15 protein-coding genes and 3 pseudogenes are annotated in these 23,242 nt (G+C 40.7%); 9 read left to right on the top strand and 9 right to left on the bottom strand.

Annotated elements, in window-relative coordinates:
* Positions 1-110 precede the first annotated feature (110 nt).
* The 3 genes and pseudogenes from BQ5903_RS11760 to BQ5903_RS11750 all read left to right on the top strand — a co-directional run bounded on the left by BQ5903_RS11760 (position 111) and on the right by BQ5903_RS11750 (position 3,268).
* Positions 111-395 (top strand): hypothetical protein, encoded by a 285-nt coding sequence (locus BQ5903_RS11760; RefSeq protein ID WP_079579616.1) that lies wholly within the window; start codon positions 111-113, stop codon positions 393-395.
* A gap of 783 nt (positions 396-1,178) precedes the next feature.
* Positions 1,179-1,787, top strand: a complete 609-nt coding sequence (locus tag BQ5903_RS11755; RefSeq protein WP_056971984.1) for a DedA family protein — start codon at positions 1,179-1,181, stop codon at positions 1,785-1,787.
* Between the two features lie 171 nt (positions 1,788-1,958).
* Positions 1,959-3,268: pseudogene (locus tag BQ5903_RS11750) on the top strand (IS1380 family transposase).
* 580 nt (positions 3,269-3,848) lie between these two features.
* Here BQ5903_RS11750 and BQ5903_RS11745 read toward each other — a convergent pair.
* Positions 3,849-5,159: an IS1380 family transposase gene (locus tag BQ5903_RS11745; RefSeq protein WP_010499943.1), complete on the bottom strand. Its 1,311-nt coding sequence runs from the start codon at positions 5,157-5,159 to the stop codon at positions 3,849-3,851.
* Between the two features lie 540 nt (positions 5,160-5,699).
* Here BQ5903_RS11745 and yjeM point away from each other — a divergent pair.
* On the top strand, positions 5,700-7,220 hold the full coding sequence (gene yjeM / locus BQ5903_RS11740) for a glutamate/gamma-aminobutyrate family transporter YjeM (protein ID WP_079579615.1): 1,521 nt from the start codon (positions 5,700-5,702) through the stop codon (positions 7,218-7,220).
* A 295-nt stretch (positions 7,221-7,515) separates the two neighbouring features.
* Here yjeM and BQ5903_RS11735 read toward each other — a convergent pair.
* Positions 7,516-7,773: pseudogene (locus BQ5903_RS11735) on the bottom strand (HIT family protein); the annotation flags it as partial.
* 178 nt (positions 7,774-7,951) lie between these two features.
* On the opposite strand from BQ5903_RS11735, the gene BQ5903_RS11730 reads away from it, so the two are divergent.
* Complete coding sequence (locus BQ5903_RS11730; RefSeq protein ID WP_010495807.1) at positions 7,952-9,319, top strand: aldehyde dehydrogenase family protein; 1,368 nt, start codon at positions 7,952-7,954, stop codon at positions 9,317-9,319.
* A gap of 244 nt (positions 9,320-9,563) precedes the next feature.
* Here the strand turns inward: BQ5903_RS11730 and BQ5903_RS11725 are convergent, their stop codons facing one another.
* Both BQ5903_RS11725 and BQ5903_RS11720 read right to left on the bottom strand, forming a co-directional pair.
* On the bottom strand, positions 9,564-9,962 hold the full coding sequence (locus BQ5903_RS11725; protein ID WP_010495808.1) for a hypothetical protein: 399 nt from the start codon (positions 9,960-9,962) through the stop codon (positions 9,564-9,566).
* 10 nt (positions 9,963-9,972) lie between these two features.
* Positions 9,973-10,212, bottom strand: a pseudogene (locus BQ5903_RS11720) (aspartate--ammonia ligase); the annotation flags it as partial.
* Between the two features lie 77 nt (positions 10,213-10,289).
* Between BQ5903_RS11720 and BQ5903_RS11715 the strand changes: the two are divergent.
* Together BQ5903_RS11715 and BQ5903_RS11710 are read left to right on the top strand one after the other, a co-directional pair.
* A complete protein-coding gene (locus BQ5903_RS11715) occupies positions 10,290-11,819 on the top strand; it encodes a multicopper oxidase family protein (protein ID WP_056972038.1) in 1,530 nt (509 codons plus the stop codon).
* Between the two features lie 39 nt (positions 11,820-11,858).
* Positions 11,859-13,232: an MFS transporter gene (locus tag BQ5903_RS11710; protein WP_079579613.1), complete on the top strand. Its 1,374-nt coding sequence runs from the start codon at positions 11,859-11,861 to the stop codon at positions 13,230-13,232.
* 153 nt (positions 13,233-13,385) lie between these two features.
* On the opposite strand, the gene BQ5903_RS11705 is transcribed toward BQ5903_RS11710, so the two are convergent.
* A complete protein-coding gene (locus BQ5903_RS11705) occupies positions 13,386-13,751 on the bottom strand; it encodes a hypothetical protein (RefSeq protein WP_056972039.1) in 366 nt (121 codons plus the stop codon).
* Positions 13,752-14,005: 254 nt separating this feature from the next.
* Here BQ5903_RS11705 and BQ5903_RS11700 point away from each other — a divergent pair, with 254 nt between their 5' ends.
* A complete protein-coding gene (locus tag BQ5903_RS11700; RefSeq protein WP_079579612.1) occupies positions 14,006-15,184 on the top strand; it encodes an IS256 family transposase in 1,179 nt (392 codons plus the stop codon).
* 770 nt (positions 15,185-15,954) lie between these two features.
* Here BQ5903_RS11700 and BQ5903_RS11695 read toward each other — a convergent pair.
* Complete coding sequence (locus BQ5903_RS11695) at positions 15,955-16,914, bottom strand: 3-hydroxyacyl-CoA dehydrogenase family protein (RefSeq protein WP_079579611.1); 960 nt, start codon at positions 16,912-16,914, stop codon at positions 15,955-15,957.
* 933 nt (positions 16,915-17,847) lie between these two features.
* Here BQ5903_RS11695 and BQ5903_RS11690 point away from each other — a divergent pair.
* Positions 17,848-19,050: an NAD(P)/FAD-dependent oxidoreductase gene (locus tag BQ5903_RS11690; RefSeq protein WP_010495878.1), complete on the top strand. Its 1,203-nt coding sequence runs from the start codon at positions 17,848-17,850 to the stop codon at positions 19,048-19,050.
* 96 nt (positions 19,051-19,146) lie between these two features.
* On the opposite strand, the gene gnd is transcribed toward BQ5903_RS11690, so the two are convergent.
* From gnd to BQ5903_RS11675, 3 genes are all read right to left on the bottom strand, one after another.
* Entirely contained in the window at positions 19,147-20,049 is a 903-nt protein-coding gene (gnd, locus tag BQ5903_RS11685) for a phosphogluconate dehydrogenase (NAD(+)-dependent, decarboxylating) (RefSeq protein WP_010495880.1), read from the bottom strand.
* An 80-nt stretch (positions 20,050-20,129) separates the two neighbouring features.
* On the bottom strand, positions 20,130-21,680 hold the full coding sequence (gene gntK, locus BQ5903_RS11680; protein WP_056971738.1) for a gluconokinase: 1,551 nt from the start codon (positions 21,678-21,680) through the stop codon (positions 20,130-20,132).
* Positions 21,681-21,783: 103 nt separating this feature from the next.
* A complete protein-coding gene (locus BQ5903_RS11675) occupies positions 21,784-23,115 on the bottom strand; it encodes a gluconate:H+ symporter (protein WP_079579610.1) in 1,332 nt (443 codons plus the stop codon).
* Between the last annotated feature and the right edge of the window lie 127 nt (positions 23,116-23,242).

Genomic DNA, 23,242 nt, shown 5'->3' with positions numbered 1-23,242 from the left:
TGATTGATTATTTAGCACACTAATTGGTGAGCGAATATTAGACAATATTGCTTTTGAGTATTATGGTGAACCCGAAGTATAGATAAATAAAATTGTAAGGAGGTAATTTTTTGAATAACTATCAACAACTATTAGCAGATTGCCAAGAAATTGGTGATGCAGCTCGAGCAGACCACTTTACAGAGGCGTCTACGATCAGCCAAGGGTTAAATATTTCAAGTGATAAATTTGCACAAAGATTTAAACAGTTACCTAAAATTCAACGAAGTGAATTATTGCAAGATCCGCAACATTTGAAAGGTGTTTTTGCTAAGTGCGACGGGATCTTAGTCATGAATCTTAATCAAACTGCTAGAGATGCATTAAATAATTATCTAGACGCCAAGGTTTATTAAACTACAGTTAACGCATGATCGATCTTGAAAGTATATAATTTAAAAAAGTTACTCAACAACAAATAATGGGACTTTGTAAAATAGTGGTGATGGTCCTTAGAACTCTATCTTTATGGTAGGGTTATTTTTTTTTACTGCAATAGCTAGATTAAAGTTTTTAGGCGGGAGATAGATGCGGGTCCAAAGAGTAGTGAAACGGACCCGCACCTGCCTTCCACATAGTTGACCTAAATTTTTTTATCTTAGGCATGGCAAGAGTCAAACAGTTAATTTTAATGGTATTGTCGTTGTTAGCCTAGTATTTTTTGCTAAGTAGTGCGAATTGGTCGTGGGTGCCGTGAATTAGTTGAGTTATAGCCTTCATCGACATAAAATAATTTCATAAAAAGATCCTTACTATCCTGATGAACGACACGGTCTTGGTTATCTTCAAAAACAATACCTTGGACCGATATCTTAATTTTAGATTCAGGGCGAGTCTGTTGGCAGTTCTGAATCCTTACCTTGGGCGTATATTTACATGAGCTGTACTATTTTTTTTCGTTTTTATTTCCTAGTACTTTCACATGACCTTACTGTATTCCATGTAGTTGTTTTAATAAATATTTTTCGCAAATTTATTTATATTTTTTGGGAGGGGACAGCAACGTTATTTGTATATAAAATTCACTTAATAGAACGACTGCAAGTTATTAATTATTTTTAGTGTCCTACTATAAATGTTGGCGGGGAGAATAGATGCTTGGTATGATTAAGATAATAAATTTGAAATGAGGTAACCATTTGAGTACAGAAATAATTACCGCTGCGATCGACCAGTATGGCTATTTAGGGATAGCCTTGCTGATCGCGCTAGAAAACGTATTTCCACCGATCCCTTCCGAAGTAGTACTTGTTTTTGCGGGGTACTCTACCTTACATACAAATTTAGGCCTTGTTGGAGCAACCATAGCTGCTACTGTTGGTGCTTATGTTGGAGCGTTGATCTTGTATATGGTGGGACGTTTTTTGAATGTTGATCAGCTTAAGAAGGTTGCACGTAGTAAAGCTGGTAAAGCAATAAGGCTGAAAGAGACCGATATTGATAGGACTGCCACTTTTTTTAATAAATATGGTGGATGGACAATTTTAGTGGGGCGTTGTGTACCTGTGATCAGAAGTTTGATCTCGATCCCTGCTGGTATGACGGGTTATCCGCTCGGAAAATTTAGTATATTGACAATTGGTGGAACTTTAATTTGGAACTTTATCTTAATAAACGTTGGTCATTATGCAGGAAAAGCCTGGCGCCAAATGTTAATAGTCGTTGATGAGTGGCTGTATGTTATTTTGGCAGTAGCAATTTTAATCGTAATATTGATTTGGTTGTTTAGAAAAAATAAGAAAACATAACTATATCCTGAATTATTCACCATAAGTTCTCCAAGCACAGTGTCACCCCGTTATCATGGGCGGTACTGTGTTTTTTATTTTTCACCTTTTTAGTGCAGAAAAAGAACCTCCGATTTGGTATAGTTGATTCACCACAAGTCAGCTATCCACCAAAAGAAAGAGGTCCTTCTCATGGCAACTTTACCGGAAAAACGAGTTAATTTCAATCCTAAATTACATATTTCGCACACTGGTGGTGAACTTTCCACTGATGCTGGGCTAGTGTTGGTCAAAGAATTAATGGCGCAACTCAATTTCACGACCTTAGCGTATCAATTAGTCCATTTTGATGACCAGCGCCATTACGCTCGTTACAGCAACGTTAGTCTACTAGAGCAGGTCGTGCTGCAGTTGATCGCCGGCTACCCTGCCGATCTAGCTGCCACTAGTTTGCGCGATGACCCCGCATTTAAATTACTATTGGCACAACCGCAATTGGCCTCACAACCGTCGTTATCCCGTTTTTGGCAACGCTGTGACGAGCAGACCATCACCTCATTACAAACGTTGAATCAAGCATTGCTTGACCAAGCGTGGACTGGCACCAAGCAACAACAGCTAATTCTCGATATTGACTCGACCCATGCCGATACTCATGGTCATCAGGAAAAACGGCCTTTAATGCGCATTACGGTACCACGGGTTACCATCCGCTGGTCGCTTTTGACGGGCAAACGGGCCACTGTTTAAAGGCTCAATTGCGCCCAAGTAATGTTTATACCAGTACGGATATTGCCCCCTTTATCACACCACTACTACAGCACTATCATCAAGTCAAACCGAACGCTGATATCTTGGTCCGCGGGGATAGTGGCTTTGCGACTCCAGAATTATACGAAACTTGTGAAGCCAACGACACTTTTTACTTGATCCGCCTGAAAGCCAATCGGCGGCTGAACCAACTGGCTGAACGTTTTGTTCAGATCAGTGATGAGCAGAATTGGACTGAGACCGAGGTCCATTATTATCGCGCGTCTTATCAAGCCCGATCATGGCCTAAGCCGCGCCAGATCTATATTAAATCAACTCGACCAGCTGGTGAATTGTTATTTCAACATGAATACCTCGTGTCCAATTTAACGAGTTTTGTCGCCGAAGATGCGTTTCACGCCTATCACCAACGGGGTCAAATGGAAAACTATATCAAGGAAGCCAAAGCTGGCTTTTACCTGGATAAAATGACTAGCTCGCAATTTATACCAAATTATGCCCGCATGATGCTCAGTGTCCTCGCTTATAATTTAGTCAGCTTGATGCGCCAATTGTTGCCTGCACAACATCAGCGATTACAGGTTACAACCTTGCGCTTATGGCTGTTTAAAGTAGCGGGTAAGCTGGTGACCAGCGGCCGGCAACTTTATCTAAAATTAAGTCGCCACCACGTCTATCAGGATTTGTTTTATCAACTGTTAGCTCGAATCCAAGCGCTACAGTGGGGCTAGCTCAGTACGATAAATCAAAAAAAGGCCGTTCGACCAAGGGGCAAGTACGCCCAAAATTGAGGATCAAAGATTTATCCAGCCCCATAATTTGGTAGCCTTTAGCAAAAACAGTACATCTTGGTTTGACTACGCCATAGCAGCACGAGAATTGGTCCAAAATTGTGCGGTATGCCGATATTAAACCTCGTATGAATAATTCGGGCTAAGAAATCAGTTTCACTTGAAAGAAATGAGTTGTAACGTGTTTTTTTAATTCACGTTATAACTCATTTTTTGTGGGTAAAAATTATTTTATAGCAGATCTATGGTTATTATCTAGGATTCCTTTTAGCACTTTGACTACGTTTAAATCTGGTATTGCATAATAAAAATGGATTTTAATAAAGTGCTATTCAAAAAAGGCCCTGCAGATCGTTAGTATATGTCTCCTGAATTATTCATACTTTTTGTCTTAAATAAAATTTGGCGCAAAATAACCGTGGTCTCAGAAAAAAGCTTTTTTTGTTAGTTTTGCGGTCGTATTGCTTAAAAAAGGGCAGACTTCACCCTTTCCCTAGAAAATATATTTTATTTTGTGAGTTCACAGCGGGTATATTTTAATGTTTTGGATCTTAAACAGTGTCTGCCAGAATAATTTATCAAACACATTGGTCTGGGATAAATGGACCCAGATCTGATGGGCGTGGTGCGTGACCTTAGCTGCCAAATGAAGTAATTTAAAGCGGATGGTCTCGACCTGAGCGTGTTTAAGTTCCGGTGGTAAAACCAAGTTCTTCATGGCTTGGAGTATATTGTAAGCCGTGCCAGCCACCAACATGCGAAACTCATTGGCGTTAAAGCTGGAACTGTCCGTTTTATCAAAATGAAAACCGCGTTTAACTTCTTTGATCAAGTCTTCCATTGAACCACGTTGTTGATAGAGGGCAAAGACTTGCGGACCACTCAATTCTTCCAAGTTGGTCACGATAAACTCATGGTCAAACAGTAAATTTCCCGCTGGCCGAGTTGATCTAATGATCACCCGATAAGGGCGTGGCCAACTTTGGGGACAGTAATCCTGCAGGACATGCCATTGGACTTCAGTTTCGCTGAAGTCGTGGTCGCCCACTTGGATCAAGCGCTCAGCCCGACTTTGGAGTTGGCGGTTCGCTTTCATGCGGATCACGAATTTAGCCTGTTTTTTATCACAGGCACGGTAGATCCCTGGCGCTGCGAAACCAGAATCTCCCCGCACGAGGACATCCAAAGAAGACTGGTCATAGGCCCGTAGGCCCCGTAATAAGAATTTAGTCGCTCCCTGTGAAGTATAGCGATTGCCTGGACGTAATTGGGCATTCAATAAGCAGCCCGATAAAGCATCGAAAGCTAGTAATGGATGATAACCGTTAGTCTGATAATGACCGTTATAAGCACTTTTTTCTTGGTTACCAAATGTATCAGCATGCGTGGAGTCGAGGTCAAGGATCAGCTGATGTTGATTCAGCTGGCCCAGGACTAAGTGCGCCAAAGAGATCATTACAGACTTGACGGAGAAAAGGCCTGTCGCCGAGACGTGATTGATAAAACGTGAGAGCGTCGGTTGGGAAGCGACTGCTTGTTTTAGAGCTAAGTTGAAATCAGCCGCTTGGGCCAAGGTGTTAGCAGACTGATCCTGGGAATACCCCGCTAGTAATTGAAATAACAACTGCTTGAATAAATCGTTCATAGTGAAGGTACAATACTTGCGACCATCTTTGAAACGCAAGTTAGTCTCTAAAAACTGGTCAAAGTGGAGTTGATGGAGAAACTCAGCAAGCAATAAAGTCCCCGCATCGTTCGCTAGCTCACCGCCGTCATTAGAAATTTTGATTTGTTTATTGAATAAAAGCTGTTTATGATGTAAAGTCGACATTAGGAGCACTCCTGTTCTTTGTAGTGTTTAGTCGACTTTACAATAGCACAGGATGTGCTCATTTTGTACACCCAGCAGGTGAAAAAGAAAAAAGGTCAGCAACAGCACGGCAACAACCAAAAGCAGACCTCAAGGTAAAATTATGAATAATCCAGGTGTCTAATTAAATTAAAAAACATTTATTTTAAAAAATTTGGTTTACCGGGACTGAACTCCAGCATAATAAAAGGAATACTTAAGGATATTAGATAATAATTGGAGAAAAATAATAAAATACTTTATTTGTCAATTTGAAAGGGCAGAGGTGCTATACTTTTTAAGTGTATGAATAAAAATACATAATAAACTAAATAGTTTGAATAAAATATCAGTTAGGTAGTTAGTGGATCTATATCAGTGATCATAAAAATTTTAAGATAAAGCCCAATCTATATGAAAAAGCAATAATATTTATCCGCCAAATAAGTAATTTTCTTTATTACTAAAGCTGGTCCATTTACTTAAACTGCCTTCTTTATTTTGTTGTTAGGAGAGTTTCATTTGGAGAATTCACATAAAATTAAAACTAAAGCATTAGTAATGATGATTTTTTCATCTATATTTGGCTTTGCTAATACAACTGTTGCTTATTATCAAATGGGCTATGCTAGTATTTTCTGGTATATTTTAGCAGCTTTGTTCTTCTTTTTGCCTAGTTCATTGATGTTTGCTGAGTATGGCGCTTCATTTAAGGAAGCAAAAGGTGGGATCTACTCTTGGTTGGAGGGATCGATCGGTGAAAAACCGGCCTTTATCGGGACTTTTATTTGGCTATCCTCGTGGGTGATCTGGTTAGTTTCCACATCATCTAAAGTTTGGATCCCTTTGTCCGCTTTGATTTTTGGACACGATGCCACGCAGTCTTGGACTTTATTTGGACTAAATTCGACACAAACAATTGGATTATTGGGGATAGTTTGGATCCTTTTTGTGGCCTTTACAACTACCCATGGAGTTGATTTTGTTGCTAAAGTTTCATCACTTGGTGGAACATGTATCGTGATCTTGGATGTCATATTTTTAATCGCCAGTCTAGTTGTTTGGATCGGTAATCATGGTGCCTTAGCACAACCGATCAGCGGGATCTCAAGTTTCTTCCGTTCTCCTAACCCAAGCTTTGGCAGTTCTTTGGCCTTGATATCATTTGTGATCTACGCGGTTTTTGCGTATGGCGGAATGGAGTCAATGGGCGGTATCATGGATGACATAGATAAGCCTGAAAAGACTTTTCCCAAGGCTTTGACGATCTCAACCCTTATTATTACTGTTGGTTATGCTTTGATGATCTTCTTTTGGGGTATTAGTAGTAACTGGAAAACTGATTTAGGCGGCTCTCAAGTTAATTTGGGAAATATCACCTATATCTTAATGAACAATCTTGGGATTCAATTGGGTAGTGCTTTAGGTTTGTCACATGCTACCGGTCTGGTGTTCGGTAATATTATGACTCGTTTTGCCGGTATTGGAATGTTTATGGGTTACTTAGGTGCTTTCTTTGTTTTGATCTATTCACCGATCAAATCGTTTATTATTGGATCAGATTCTCGCTTATGGCCTGCTAAATTAACTAAGATGAACAAGCACAATATGCCAGCTAACGCAATGTGGTTACAAACGGCGATCGTAGCTGTTTTTATCTTCCTAGTTGCTTTTGGCGGTTCCGCTGCTCAAAAATTTTATACGATCTTGACGGATATGGCCAACGTTTCGACAACATTTCCGTACTTATTTTTGGTAGGTGCTTTTCCTTTCTTTAAGAAACGTCAAGACCTAAAACGGCCATATGAGATCTATAAGAATAAGACATTTACTAATTTCATTGTCACTATAATTTTGATTATTTTAGCTGGTGGGATCATTTTCACGTGTGTTCAACCGATCATTGAACACGATTATCAAACTTCATTCTGGACAATGATCGGACCAATTTTCTTCGGGATCGTTGCTTGGGCTTTCTACTCTTATTCAGAAAAGAAAATTGCTAAAGAAGATACTAGTGTGACAGTTAAACCACAAAAGTAAAACAAAAAAGCCAGTCAAGCGACTGGCTTTTTTATGTAAAGAAAATTTTGTGGCACTGGAAATATAGAGCGAATACTACACATCCAGGCGTATATCGAGTCATACATTCAACCCTCTTAAAATTTAGTATAACACTAAAACACGAACAAAATAAATTACAAAAATATTACATTCTGTATGAAAAAAATATTTTATCCTATATTTTAGGATCAAAGGAGTCTAAAGGTTTGCTAAATTTAAGTTCAGAGTAGCTTTTCTCTAGTGAGAGCGTGCTGCCAGTCAATTAGGCCAAACATCAATACCATCCATTTTTACGAGCAAGTAAGTGAAAATGAAGGTGTTGGATCGACTGACCAGCTGCTTTTCCATTAGCATTTAAAATATTGAGACCAGTAAAGCCGTGATCAATGCAATGGTTGGAGATCATTTGAATAACTTTGATCAAATGAGATAGAATTTCTTGATCACAAATCATAATACTTGTGACATGCTTTTTTGGTATTATCAACATGTGGTAGTTCATATCTTGTGCGTTATCCAGAATAATTAATGTTGTCTCATCCTCCTATATTTTGTAACTAGGGATCTGGTGAGCAATAATTTGGCAAAAAAGACACATAATTTTAGTCCCCTTTTTTATTTCAATTTTTTAAGCAAAAAGTTGGTAATATGATCAGAATAGATTTTATCATAGATAATAACAAGAGTTTCTGTTAAGGAGGTAAATAAAAATGAGCTATACAGCAGTAAATCCTTATACCGGTCAAAAAATACGGTCTTTTGAAAATATGACCGATCAGCAGTTAGAGATGCTTTTAGATCAAGCCCAAGATTTCTATGAAAAAGCCCAGAGAAGAAGTGTTGAGGAAAGGACGGGATTCCTCAATGAATTAGCAGACGAGTTTGAATATAATACCGAAAAATATGCTCGCATTTTATCTACAAACATGGGAAAGTTGATATCCGAAGCACGGCAGGAAGTTGCTAAGACGGTTTCTTTTGCACGCTATTACGCCAAAAATGGTGTGCGCCTTTTGAAGCCGCAGCCGTACAATGATTTGTCCAGCGGACAGGCGCAAGTTGAGTTTTCAGGCATAGGGATCGTTTTAGCGGTTGAGCCGTGGAATTTTCCGTATGCTCAAGTCATGCGTGTCTTTGCTCCTAATTTTGTTTTGGGTGATCCAGTGATCTTAAAACATGCCAGCATTGTTCCAGAGGCTGCTTTAGCCTTTCAAGAAGCATGCGATAACGCTGGTTTACCCTTAGGGGCTTTTACTAATATTTTTGCAAGCTATGATCAGATCGATCATATAATTGAGGACCCGCGTGTGCAGGGTGTGGCTTTGACCGGTTCTGAAGGCGCTGGACGTAAAATTGCTGCTAGTGCTGGCAAAAATTTGACTAAGTCGACCTTAGAATTAGGTGGGACCGATGTTTTTGTTGTTTTAGATGATGTTGATGTTGGCGCAGCCGCTAAAGATGCTGCCAAGGCACGTTTGACTAACGCTGGTCAAGTATGTACTGCTGCCAAACGCTATATAGTGTCTGCAGAGATTTATCCGGACTTTTTAGCAGCTTTAAGGGATGAATTTGTCAAGTACCACTTAGGCGATCCACTGGATGAAAAGACGACCTTAGCTCCGCTGTCTTCAAAAAGTGCGCAAAAACAGTTGCAAGAACAAGTTGAAAAAGTGATTGCTGGAGGAGCTAAAGTCTTATTCGGAGATCCCACACCAAATAAGGGGAAGGGAGCTGGTTTTTCTCCCTTGATCTTATCTGGCATGGATGAAAGTAATCCAATGTATGAAGAAGAATTATTTGGACCAGTCGCCCAAATTTACCAGGCTCATTCAGACGATGAGGTCGTTAAAATCGCTAATAACTCACGCCATGGCTTGGGTGGAGCAATTTATACGAAGGATGTCGAGCGTGGTAAAAAGATTGCTTCCCGGATCGAAACCGGTCAAGTTACGATCAACCAAATTTTAAGTTCTCAGTCGGAAGTACCTTTCGGTGGGGTTAAAGATTCTGGTTATGGACGGGAGTTAAGTGATTGGGGGATCTACGAATTCGCTAATATTAAACCAGTGATATACTGAGAAATCCAGCTAGCTTTTTGATAGGACAAAAAAGAAGAGGTCACTTTATTAGTGAGGACCTCTTCTTTTTGCGTAGTTTTTCTGATTGATAAAGGATCAATCACTAATTGCTGGTGCTTTTTTAATATCCTTTATTCGTTTGATCTGTTCAAGCATATACCATGCTAAATTGGCCCGAGATAACTTACCCTTTAGTCTGTTTCTACCTAAATATCCAGTGTGGACATGTTTAGACAAGGGAGCATTAGTTAAAAGAAAAGCAATTCTTGACAAGAGTCCGATCAGTGTCTAAGTCGCACACTAATTGACTATACTTGACGATTTGTTCAAAAGTGGTCGGTCGACTTAAGCGGATCATGACTCTTCTTGATTTGAATTTCAGGGTATCTTTGTCCGATGGATCTTGTGTACTAGTTGTGAAGAGAACGATGAAACGTCTAACATTACATTTTCTAAGTTTATTGGCTAATAATAACTGGCTGATTTTGTTAGCCGGTGTTTGATCGATTGCAGCAGGAGAAAGTTCATTAAGATCCGCCCCGAGAATACTTGCAGTCTGCTGGGTGAAACGGGTACGTTCAATGTAGATAGCATCTAACCATTCTTCATCTGCAATAGAGGTGCGAACCTTGATCTCTGACATTTTTACACATTTAAAGAAGGTGAATCTGATGTTGTTCACATTTATCGATCAGCTCTTGTGGCCAGACACTAGCTTGAACTTCACCAACATGTGCTTTGCCTAAAAGCAACATACATAGGCGTGATTGACCGATCCCGCCCCCAATAGTAAATGGCATTTCATCATGAATGATACGTTGGTGATAAGGATATTTGAGACGATCAGTTGCGTGGGCAAGGTCTAGTTGTTCTTGTAAAGCAGCTTCCGATACTACTTTAAATTAATTCTAAATTATGTTTATGGCAATCCTAAAAAGTGTTAAAATTCTTGTCAGAGGGGGAAATCACGATGAAAACCTATACGGACTATTTCTTTGATGAGCCAGCGTTTGATCTCCACGATGGCGGGTACGTGCCGCTTGAGGTCAGTGATGCGCCTGAGAAGCCCTTAAATGTGCCGCCGTTGTTGAAACCGGATAAAGAGACGGCGACCGACATTTATTACACGGTGACAGCAGAGGCTGGGGAAACGCAACTGTTACCTGGGGCGAAGACCAAGACGTGGGGCTATAATACCAGTCTGTTAGGTCAGACGATTGTGTATCGCCGTGGTCAGCATACGCATGTGACACTGAAAAACACCCTGCCTGAGTTGACCACTTTTCATTGGCATGGGGCTAATGTCAGTGGCCCTTATGTTGATGGCGGATGCCATGCGCCGGTTTATCCGGGTGAAAGTAAGCATATCGACTTCACATTGGAACAACCGGCGACGACTTTGTGGCTGCACGCGCATCCGTGCCCATCCACAGCCGAGCAGGTTTGGCATGGTTTGGCTGCCATGGTGATTGTCAAAGACGACCATGAAGCCAGCCTGCCATTGCCAAGGAACTATGGCGTTGACGATATTCCGGTCATTTTGCAAGACCGGCGTTTTCATGAGAACAACCAGTGGGACTACCGGGCTGATTATGATCCTGACGGTGTTGCTGGGCCAACTGCAATGGTTAACGGTACAATCAATCCCTATTTTGATGTCACCACGCAAAAGGTCCGGTTGCGTTTTCTGGATGGTGCTAATCGCCGTGAATGGCGGTTGCATTTTTCCGATGACCTGCCATTTACGCAAATTGGCGGGGATGGCTCACTGTTACCGGAGCCGGTCAAATTTACTCATTTGATGCTGACTTGTGCTGAGCGTGCCGAAGTGATTGTTGATTTTGGCCAATACCATGAAGGCGACGAGGTCACCTTATATACGGATGATGTGCCATTGCTAAAGTTCCGCATTCATGCGTTCAAACCGGATCAGACTACCTTGCCTGATAAGTTGTTCGATGTGAAGGCACCAGTGGTTGACCCGGCTTTGCCAGTTCGCCACGTTGTGATGCAGGGGATGGACGAAGGTGTTGCGATTGATGGTAAAAAGTTTGCCATGCAGCGGATTGATGCCACGCAACCAATTGGCAAAGCCCAGTACTGGGATGTTACCAATAGCAATGATGCGCCTGGAATGGTTCATCCATTCCATGTGCATGGAACCCAATTCTTAGTCTTGTCGCGGAATGGGCATGCGCCGTATCCAAATGAACATGGTTTCAAAGATACAATTGGCGTGAATCCTGGTGAAACGGTTCGGCTGCTGGTTCGCTTTGATTTGCCAGGGGTTTATATGTATCACTGCCATATCATTGAGCACGAAGATGGCGGCATGATGGCACAGATTGAAACATTCGATCCAGCCAAGCCAAAGCAAGAATATAAATTGATGGATATGGATACGTTAATGATGGCCTTGGCTAAAGAACGTGGCGTCAAACCATCTGAGATTTGGATGGGCGGTATGCAGTCTTATGAAAAAATGGGAATGAAAATGTAAACGTCCCACAATACTAATATAGAAAAAGATGATTTTAATATGCACTCTCCAACGATCAAACATCGCGGGGCTTTTGTCGCCACGTTACTGACAGGTACCTTTTCGATGTCAATTTCTCAGTCTTCTTTAAGCACCGCTTATCCTGCTTTTATGAAAGCTTTTGGTTTAGGAGCGGATACAGTTGCTTGGCTGACAACCGGCTTTATGTTGGTGATGGCCTTGATGATTCCGGTTAGCCCATGGCTGTTGCATAATGTTACTTTCCAACGGCTTTTCCAAGCGATTGAACTCATTTTTGCCATTGGGACAGGCTTATGTATCTGGGCACCGAGTTTTACCGTGCTCATGATTGGCCGGTTGCTTGAAGCGATTGCGGTCGGGATTATTTTCCCGAGTTTCCAGACCGTGTTGCTGACGATTACGCCGCATAGTGAGCGTGGTCGGGTGATGGGCACGGCGGGATTGGTCATGGGCTCAGCCTTGGCAGTCGGTCCGATTATTTCCGGTGTTTTGCTGACATGGTTCCCTTGGCAGGCTTTATTCTTGTTCTTCTTGGTCGTTTCGCTGCTTGTGCTGGCCGTTTCAACGGTGACCATTGCGTCTGTCATGCCATTGCAACCGACGCAACTGGACTGGGTGTCCTTCCTTTTATCCGCAAGTTTTCCAATTCTACTTTATGCCTTGGGTGCTTTGTCGAAAAAAGGCTTAACTGTTGGCGTGGTTGGTTTGTTGATTTTAGGCGTTCTGGCAGCTGGTATTTTCGTTGTTCGGCAATTGAATCGCCAACCACCAATGTTGCAAATGCGAGTTTTTGCCACTGGTATGTTTACTAAAGCGGTGTTTCTGACCGGAATTTCATACGTCGGTTTGATTGTCACCACTATCCTGATGCCGCTTTACTTTCAAACGCTACTTGGTTTGTCACCGTTGATTTCTGGCTTGTCCTTAGTGCCAGCTGCGGTGTTGCTGAGTATTTTGAATCCAATTAGCGGGCGCCTACTGGATCGCTTTGGACCGCGTGTCGTGGCCATGATTGGCATGTTGTTGATTACTGGCGGCTTTGGTCTGTTAGCAGTCTTTGCCCATCATTTACCGCTGATTGGGGCAATTATGTTGGCGATGGCGACTGAAGCCGGCAATGCCTTTGTGATGATGCCTTCAGTGACGGCTGGCGCGAATGCTTTGCCGAATGAGCTCGTGGCAGACGGCACTGCGGTTACAACGACGGCTCGTCAGTTATTCGGTTCTGCCGGTGTCATGTTCGCCACAGTGTTGTTGGATGGCATGCAAACCACGCTGCGAAGTCATGCTGGCGGTTTTGCTGTTACCTTCGCTGTGTTTGCTGGCGTGGGCCTGATTGGCTTGCTGTTGGCGTTGACGTTACCAAAGGAAGTCGCGAAGAAAGCGGTATAGCTGCGAATTCGTGCTTTGCATCTACAAAAATAACCGCCTACCAAAATGTAGACGGTCATTTTTGTTGCAACTAAGCATGCTTGACTGGGTACTTAGCCGCAAATGATCAGGAGAGAAGCATCGCGACTAGGAAAGGAGGGCAACACGGTTGCTTTAGTCAACAAAGACCAGTTCGATAGTTTCATCTTCCGGTTTGATGTTGACAGATAAATGACGATTAAGGTCGGCCACCAATTTGCCTGCGAAGGCCATCTTCTCGTCGAATTCGGTCATGTGCGAAGTAAACGGGACGCTTTGGTAATTAAAGTTTTCGCCGATATAGCCCGGATCAGTCACGTAGCGCAAGTTGTTTTCGTCGTGGCGACTGCCCGGTTTCAGGACGGTATCCAAATACTGATAGAGAATCGTTGGATCGTAGTTCAGCGGCTTATCAAGGGTCGTGGAAAGCTTGTAGCCGGTTGCTTGACCAGCGAATTGTTCGTTGATTTGGACTTGGGTAAGGCTTTGATACAATTTCAAAACGATCACTCCTCTTCTTTTCACTTTTAGTATAGCAGTTATGGTAGATTGTAAAATTAATCCGAACGCTGTTCGGACAAAAAAGATCAGCTTCCTTTAAAATGTTGTTTACCACAAACCCATCTTTTAGGAGCTGATCTTTTGTCTGAGAGTATAAAATAGTTTGTGTAAATGAATAAAAGTCCTGTTGAAAAGGGAATCCCTTCCCCGTATGATTAAATCATCCAAATCAAACCAAAACGGAGGGATTCCCCATGGATCAGTTTACCAAAAATCTAACCAAAACTCTATTGTTAAATGGCGATGTTAAAGAACTTTTTCGCCAACAACTTGAAAAAGCTATTAATCAAATCTTACAAGCTGAGTTAACTTCGTTACTCGGTTATGATCCTTATGAACGTAATGGTTTTAAGGCTAACAATTATCGGAATGGTCAATACTTTCGGTTAATTGATTCCGAATATGGTAAGTTGAAAATTGCTGTGCCGCGTGACCGTAAAGGCCATTTTCATAACCACCTGCTTCCAGCTTATTCTCGTCGTCAAGATGCTTTAGAAACTACAATTATTCAACTTTACTCTAAAGGTGTTACCACTCGTGAAATCGCTGATTTGATTGAGAAAATGTATGGTTCTTATTATTCAGCTACAACTGTTTCTAACATTACTGCTCAAGTAACTGAGCAGATTGAAGCTTTTCATCAACGAACCATTAAAGCAAACTATGTTTGCTTATTCTTAGATGCAACTTATTTACCTTTGCGTCGTGACACAGTTCAAAGAGAAGCGGTTTATATTGCCTTAGGAATTACACCCACTGGAATTAAGGAAGTTCTTGATTATCGCATTGCACCCAGTGAAAATGCTGAAGTCTGGTCGGAAATGGCAGCAGATCTTAAGCAGCGAGGGCTTAAACAGGTTCAATTAATTATTGCGGACGGAATGGTCGGACTTCAACCAGCGCTGTTACATGCTTTTCCTAAAGCAAAATTTCAAAGATGTTTAGTTCATGTTATGCGTAATATTAGTACACATGTCCGTTTAAAAGACCGTGAGGTCATTTTAAATGATTTCAAACAGCTTCATTCGGTAACTAATAAAACTGAAGCTCATAAAATGCTTGCCGATTTTTATAGTACTTGGGAAAAGCAATACACAAATCTGATTAGTCACATTAGGTCAATTGAAAAGGAATTATTAGCTTTTTTGGCTTTTCCAGCCGCAATACGCCCAACCATTTATTCAACAAATATTATAGAATCACTAAATAAAAAGATTAAACGCAAGACTAAAGCAAAAGAACAGTTTCCCAATGAAAAATCATTAGACAATTTCATTGGAGTGCAAGTAATTAGTTACAACGAAAAGAACTTTAATCGAATTCATCGTGGATTCGGACAAGTTAAGGATACATTAGAATCACTTTTCGACTGAAAAGGTTTAATTTTATGGAGAAAGGGCAATCCCTTTTTACACAAACTTCTTGACACTCCCGCTACGGGACTTTAAAGATCATTGATGGAGATCAGGTTGAGGAAACTTCGGGTGATATGATCTATGAGTACAATTATATGGGTAAGCCCGATCCATTAGCCAAAATTTAAGTTTTTGAATAGCCATGAAAAGACCCGAAACACGACAATTTAAACGTTATGTTTCGGGTCTTTTGTTTAAAACTTTTAGAATGGACACGCAGATAATCTATGTTGATAGGTGATCCAGCAGAGTTCGGTGGATCTATCAAGGAAACACTCTCTATGAAATGTCCAGTTTCAAAATCTTTTTCACCGCTAAAGGTACATTAGTTAAAATGGCGGTAGGTATCAATGACCTTTAAACCAAGCTCTATGCTTTGAAACATACACAGGAACTGCTAGAGCATAGTTAGTATAAAATTTGACCACTGAATAAACGGAACATTTATTTTTTACTATCTCAGAAAATGCAACAGTATTGGTCAAGACGCTTTGTAAAACACCTGACAGAGTCTTTGTGAATGGTATTTTAAACTAAATGCGGTAAATTTTTGTTTCCTTGATAACTTTCGCTCCTAACAGACAGGGAGCCATGGAAATTTTTTGAAAAAGGGCAAGTACTTGCTTCTGTATGAAGATCCTTGATAGAATTTAATTATATCAGACATTAACAAAGTAGTTCATTAACTAGTTAAAACTGGGGGGCTTTTTATTTCTGTTGAAAAAAGTTTAATTCTTATTTTCCCTAGCTAAAGCTCGTAATAATTGTTCATCACGATACTTGATCGTTTCTTTTCCTTGTTCACCGGTCCAGTCGTAAAAACCTTCACCAGTTTTTTGTCCTAGTTTTCCTTCTTTTACTTTTTGGGCGAGTAACGGGTTCTCTCCAACAGCGTTGCTGATCTCATGAGTAAGATAACCGATAATGATGTTGAAAGTGTCCAAACCGCCTAAGTCAGCACTAGCAATTGGACCTAAGATGCTATAACGTAAACCTAAGCTATATTTTACAATGTCATCGATGGTTTCGGGTGATGCGATGTCTTGCTGTATAATTGACAGACACTCGCGTATAATAGCTGCTTGAATTCTATTCCCTACAAAGCCGGGCGCCTCTTTTTTGAGAGCTACAGCATGTTTACCGATATGATTCATTAGATCAACGGTTGTTTGGACCACGTTAGGATCAGTTTTTTGTGCTGGCACAACTTCGACTAATGGCATCAAATGAGCAGGATTGTAAAAATGTGCTACCAAGAAGCGCTCAGGTTTATTTAGATATTGGGCAATTTCAGTTGGACTTAGTCCGGAAGTATTTGTGGCCAAGATAGTCTGAGGTTTAACCAGATTTTCTATTTTTTGCCAGATCATTTTTTTAACATCCATCGATTCAACTACGGATTCTATTACGAAATCAGCACCAGTTAAAGCATCAGGATAGTCAGTTGTTATCGAGATCCGCGCCATAATTGCTGGGATCTCATTTTTAGTAATGATACCAGCCTTAACATAGGTTCTAAGATCGCTTTCAATTTTCTCTAAGCCATTTTTCAAGGCCTCTTCTGTCATCTCTTCTGTCATATCCAACAAGTTAACGGGATAACCCTTTAAGGCAAATTGCAGGGTGATAGCATGTCCCATAGTACCAGCGCCAATATTCGTGATTTTTTTAATATCTTCTAAAGACAAAAAATTACCTCCTTTTGTAAAGGGCAAGAAACACTCTCGGGTTTCAAAGCCCAACTACGAAAACAAAGTGAAGAAAGTGGAAGACAATTGACATTGTTATGTGTGGTCATTGCATTTTTAGCAATGTGAGATTTACGTTGAATAAGCGTAATTGCCTGATTTTTGCAACTTGATTACATGCATTTTATTCTGAGTTTGACTATATTCTAAAATAAATGTGAAAGTTAAAAGGTTATTTAAAATATGTTAGTGAATATATTCACTAATGGGTTTTAAAAAATCAGCATGATCAGTATATGATAATACTAAATCATGGCATATTAATTTCCGCTGAGAATAAAAACATACTATCTATAGTAAAAATACCGCAACATAATAGATAATACAAGAGCTTGTTGGGAGAAATTTATATTAAAATTTAGGCTTATGCCATATATTCTTTGTAGGATTTTCCAAGATATGGAAATTCATAGATCATACTGCCAGAACGTTCGATTTTATTATTAACGTCAACGATTTTAATACTACCATCAGCCATATCTCGAGTATAAGAGGGATTTAGGTTGAGTTTGTCAAATTGTTCTCTAATTCAAGAGGATCTGGCCCATAATAATCTTGTGATTCGACCTCTTTGGTTACTTTAAGGCTGTATGAAATCTGTTAATTGATCGATACTGCTCCACTGATAGTCGCGATGCCCATGATCGTTAACTTGGACGGTTTTCCCGTCGTAAGTTAAGGTCCCTTTGCAGTAGAAGGCATAAAGTTTTTATATTACTTTCCGTCTTTGTCGGTGATGGTGAATCCTAATACTGGTTGGATAGTATCTTCATTTAACAAATTTTTTTAGTTACAAACAACTTCTTTTTCATATATGCCTTTTTATATTACAATGTGAGTTGTAGTAGAAGATTTATATTTGGAGGCGAAAAGATGGGTAATACAGCAAAAGGAAACCGTTATCAATATGTCGTTGTTGGTGGTGGAGTGGTTGCCGGCTATGCGATCAAGGGTATCCGAAAAGAAGATCCAAGTGGATCAATTTTGGTTGTGTCAAAAGAGGCGGATGTTCCCTATGAACGGCCTGCTTTAAGTAAAAAGTTATGGTTAGATGATGAGTTTACCGAAGAAGATATTAGAATTGGTGCGGAAGATCATGCGGATGTTACCTTTAAGTTTAACACGACCGTTAATAAGATCGATCGCCAAGAAAAAGAGGTTGAGTTAGGAGATAATACTGTTGTCCATTATGAGCAGTTATTATTGGCAACTGGTGGCGAACCACGTAATATTAAAGGACCGGATGATCCGCATGTTTTAGTTTTCAGAAATTGGTCGGATTATCGTAGACTCCGCAAATTTAGTGGTAAAAATAAGCATGTTGTTATTATTGGCGGCGGATATGTTGGGACTGAATTAGCTTCTTCATTAACACAAAATGATACTAAAGTTACCATGATATTCCCTGAAAAAGCACTTGGAGAAGGTAAATTTCCTGAAGAGATCCGTCAAGAATATGAGGAGACCTTCAAGAAAAATGGGGTCGAGATACTAAGTGGTAAGATGGTTGAATCTTATCAGCGTCAAGGAGATCATTTGACTATTTCTATAGCTGATGGTTCAGAGATCTCTGCTGAAACCATTATTATTGGTCTGGGTGTTACTCCAAGGATCGAATTAGCTAAGGCTAGTGAGCTGGAATTGGCCGATGGTGGTGTAAAAGTCGATGAATATCTTCAAACTAGTGATCCATCGATCTGGTCAGCTGGGGATATTGCTTCTTATCCAGACAAGATCTTAGGCCGTCAACGGATCGAACATGTTGATCATGCTCGCCTTTCCGGTGAACTAGTGGGTCAGAACATGGCAGGAGCTCACCTTGCTTATCAGCATACCCCATACTTCTATTCAATGATTTTTGATATTTCTTGGCAGGCTATCGGGAATATCGACCTAAGTTTGAAAAAAATCTTCGACAAAAGGAATAGTGGAACTATCGTTTATTTCTTAAATGATGAAAAACTTGCTGGTGTTTTGGTTTGGAATGTTCCAGTCGATCTTGATGATGTTAGAAAACTTCTCGCAGATCCACCAGCAGATAATGATGAACTAATTGGCTCAATTAAAGAAAATTAATTTCAGTAAAGAAAAATCGTTTTATTTAAAAGGCATGCGTTTCCTGAACCTGAATCCCGGGAAACGCGTGCCTTTAATTTAATAACTAGTTAATATTTATTTTTTATCGACAGCATGTCCGCCAAAACCGTTTCTTAAGGAAGAAACAACTTTACCAGTCATCGTATCATTTTCTTCTGAACGGTATCTCATCATCAAAGCACTGCTGATCGCAGGCGTTGGTACATGAAGTTTGATTGCCTCTTCAACCGTCCAAGCACCTTCACCAGAAGAGTGCATAACTCCCTTGATCTTATCTAAATCGGCGTCATTGGCAAATGCCTCTTGGGCGAGTTTCATCAACCAGCTGCGTACAACGGAACCGTTATTCCAGACCTTAGCCACGGCTTCATTGTCAAAGTTAAATTGACTTTTGGATAAGACCTCAAAACCTTCACCGATGGCTTGCATCATGCCATATTCCACACCGTTATGCACCATTTTTAGATAATGGCCAGAACCGCATTGACCAGTGTATAGATAACCATTTTTTGCGGCAATTTTTTCAAATAAAGGCTTGATCTGAGAGAAAATGTCCTTTTCTCCCCCGATCATGAAATTTCCATCATGACGTGCACCGGACATGCCGCCCGAAGTACCAACATCAAAGAAATGGATCCCTTTTTTGGCAGCTGTTTGGCCATGGTCAATAGAATCCTTATAATATGAGTTACCACCATCGATTAGGATGTCGTCTTGATCCATCAAGTCGACCAATTTAGAGACACTATCGTTAGTCGGGCCGCCAGCAGGAACCATTAACCAGATAATGCGTGGTTGGGGCAAAGACTTAACTAGTTTTTCTAAACTGTTGGTTATTTCAATATCAAACTCTGAGTTTTGAGCTTTTTTGCGAGTTTCTTCATTTACGTCAAAAACACTGACTTCCACATCGTGGTCTAACATATTTTCCATTAAATTCCAGCCCATTTTTCCTAAGCCGATCAAACCAAGTTGCATTTTATTCTTCCTCCTAAATAGTTCGTTCATGTGTGATTATCTTTAGATTAGCAAGTTTTAAGCACTAGCACGAAAAATGATCAATCTTCATTTTGGGAGTGACTGTGTTCAATCTGGAAACGCGCGATATTTTCATATTCAGGTCTTAGTTGACGAGTTAAACGAATGTAGATCGGAACTAATTCACGATAAACAGCAAAATTTTTCGGATTTGGATCATAAGTTGATGTTTCACCGATAAATTGTTTGACAACACTAAGGTCGTCAACGATTCCGAGTGATTTCATACCTATTACCGCTGCTCCCAGGCAAGACGACTCAAAGTCTTGTGGTATCGTGACCGGAGTTTCGAAAACATCCGCTAGCATTTGCCGCCACAATTGAGATCGGGCAAAACCGCCAGTTGCTAAGATCTCTTTGGGTTGTCCGACAACTTCTTCTAGTGCCAGCAAGACAGTATAAAGGTTATAGACAATGCCTTCTAAAACAGCACGAACCATGTGTGCCCGAGTGTGCATTTGCGTTAAACCAAAGAATGAACCACGCGCGTTTGCTTCCCAGATCGGTGCACGTTCACCACTTAAGAAAGGATGGAACAGTAAGCCGTCAGATCCAGCTGGAACTTGTGCTGCAATTTCAGTTAGTAAGTCATAAGTATTCTTGTGCAGTAAGGCAGCTGTACTTTTTTCAGCATCGAACAGATTGTCGCGAGCCCAACGGAAGACAACGCCTCCGTTATTAACTGGGCCTCCAACTACATAGTGCCCTTTATCAACGGCATAGCAGAAGATTCTTCCCTTTGGATCAGTGACGGGATGGTCAGTAACAACACGCACAGCACCAGAAGTACCGATCGTGACAGCAACGACCCCAGCATCGATCGCGCCCACACCGAGATTTGATAATGCACCATCAAATGCTCCTTGGATAAAGGTCGTATTGGCAGGGCAACCGGTCTTTTTAACGAATTCATCTTTTAAACCGGAAAATTGATGATAGGCATCGACTACTGGAGGCAGTTGTTCTTCACTGACGCCGGCAACCTTGAGTGCTTCTTGCTCCCATTTTTGCTGAAAAATGTTAAAGAGTCCAGTGCAACTGGCAACTGATATATCCATTTGCCAAACACCGAATAGACGATAGAAAATGTATTCTTTGATGCCGCAATAGTATGCTGCCTTTTTATAAATATCCGGTCGTTCATTTTTTAGCCAGAGTATCTTACACAGTAGTGACATCGGGTGGATCGGTGTTCCTGTTTTTTCATAAATAGACTGACCACGAGCAGAATTTTTGATCTGTGCCGCATATTTGGCAGAGCGTGTGTCTCCCCAGGTCTGAACTCTGGTCAGTGGCCGGTGATTTTTATCTAATACGATCAAGCTTTGGTTAGCACTAGAAAAACTAACCCCCCTTAAGTTGTCTCTCTTGAGGTCAAGATAACTGATTACTTGTTTTAATGCTTTAGTAACAGCGGTCAAGATCTCTTCTTGATCTTCTTCTGCCATGCCTGTTGCGTCGCGGTATAAAGGATAGCCTTCGTTAGCGTGCGTGTAAACTTGACCATCTTCGCCATACAGCACGGCTTTTGTGCTGGTAGTTCCAATATCCATTCCAATGATGTAGTTCATTATATGACATCCTTTCGCAAAAATAGGTGACGAAAAATTGAATGTGGTTTTTAAAATTCGTTGTGTAATATGAATTTTTTGTAATTTACCAATTCTTTAGCGACTAGACGAAAAGAGATAAAGCGTAAACCGAGATCAATCCAGTCAGCGAAATGACCGAGGTCAAAGTTGTCCAGGAAAGGAAAGTCTCTTTTAAAGTTAAACCAAAGTACTCTTTGATCATCCAGAAACCTGCATCGTTGACATGGTCAGCAAAAATACTGCCTGCGCCTATGGCCAAAACCATTAAAACGGGATCAACGCCTGTTTGAGCGATCATGGGAACGACCAAACCAGCAGCTGTTAATGCAGCAACTGTAGAGGAGCCAAGACTGACCCGGAGAATAGCGGTGATCAGCCAAGCAGCGAAGATTGGTGACATATTAGTGTTGGCAAATAGGGATGAAATATAATTTGAGATCCCGCCTTCGACCAAAACTTGTTTGAAGGCACCACCACCACCGATAATAAAGAGCATCACGGCGATCTGCGTGATAGCCGATTCAAGTGTGGCACCAATTTGTTTCATAGGTATTTTTTGGCCAATACCCATTGTAAAAAGCGCTAAGATCAATGAAAGCAGCATAGCAACATCGGCATTACCGATAAATTGAACGGCTTTATTAAAGCTGTTGTTTGGCAGCCAATATTTTAGGATCGTAGAGATCCCGATCAAGATGACAGGCAGCATCGCTGTAATGACACTTTTAACAAAGGATGGCGTTTCTTCCAACTTAAATTCTTTGACTTTGCCAAGTCCAGGGATCGATTTTTGAATGCGATAAACTTGTGGATACCATTTATGCAGAAAGTGATTAAATACTGGACCAGAAACGATCACCGTTGGAATAGCAACAATAATACCAAGTAAGATCACCTGACCTAAGTCAGCATGTAAGATCCCAGCAATTGCAGTTGGGGCAGGATGTGGTGGGATAAAACCGTGCATGACATTTAAAGTCGCAGCCATTGGGATAGCAAGAACTAGCAACGGCAAACCTAACTCGTCAGCAATCACAAAGATGATCGGTAATAAGACGACTAGGCCAACTTCGAAGAATAAAGCTAAGCCGACGATAAATGAAGCTAGGATCACGGCAATTTGAATCCGCTTTTTACCAAAATTATCGATTAAAGTATGTGCAATTCGATAACCGCCACCTGAATCGGAAACAAGCTTGCCGATCATTGACCCAAGACCAAAGACGATAGCTAGGTCTCCAAGTTGATCTCCCATACCCGACGTAATAATATCGGGGATTTTTGCCAAAGGGATCTCTAGTGCTAAAGCTGTCAAAAATGAGGTAACGATCAGTGAAATGAAAGTATTTAATTTGACCTTAACGATTAAAAAGATCAATAATACGACGGCAGCCGCAACGATCACTAATTTCATAGTAAAAGCGTCCTTTCTTATAACCGTGTTAGAACAGTAAAAAATAATTAAAATGAAAAAAAGTAGCATAATAAAAATAAAAAAGATGACTTTTTTTTACAACTCCATTATAATTGAAAATGGTTAC

Origin of the sequence: Ligilactobacillus acidipiscis (assembly GCF_900116935.1) — a bacterium.
GTDB lineage: Bacteria > Bacillota > Bacilli > Lactobacillales > Lactobacillaceae > Ligilactobacillus > Ligilactobacillus acidipiscis.
This window is presented reverse-complemented; position numbering and strand designations above follow the sequence as displayed.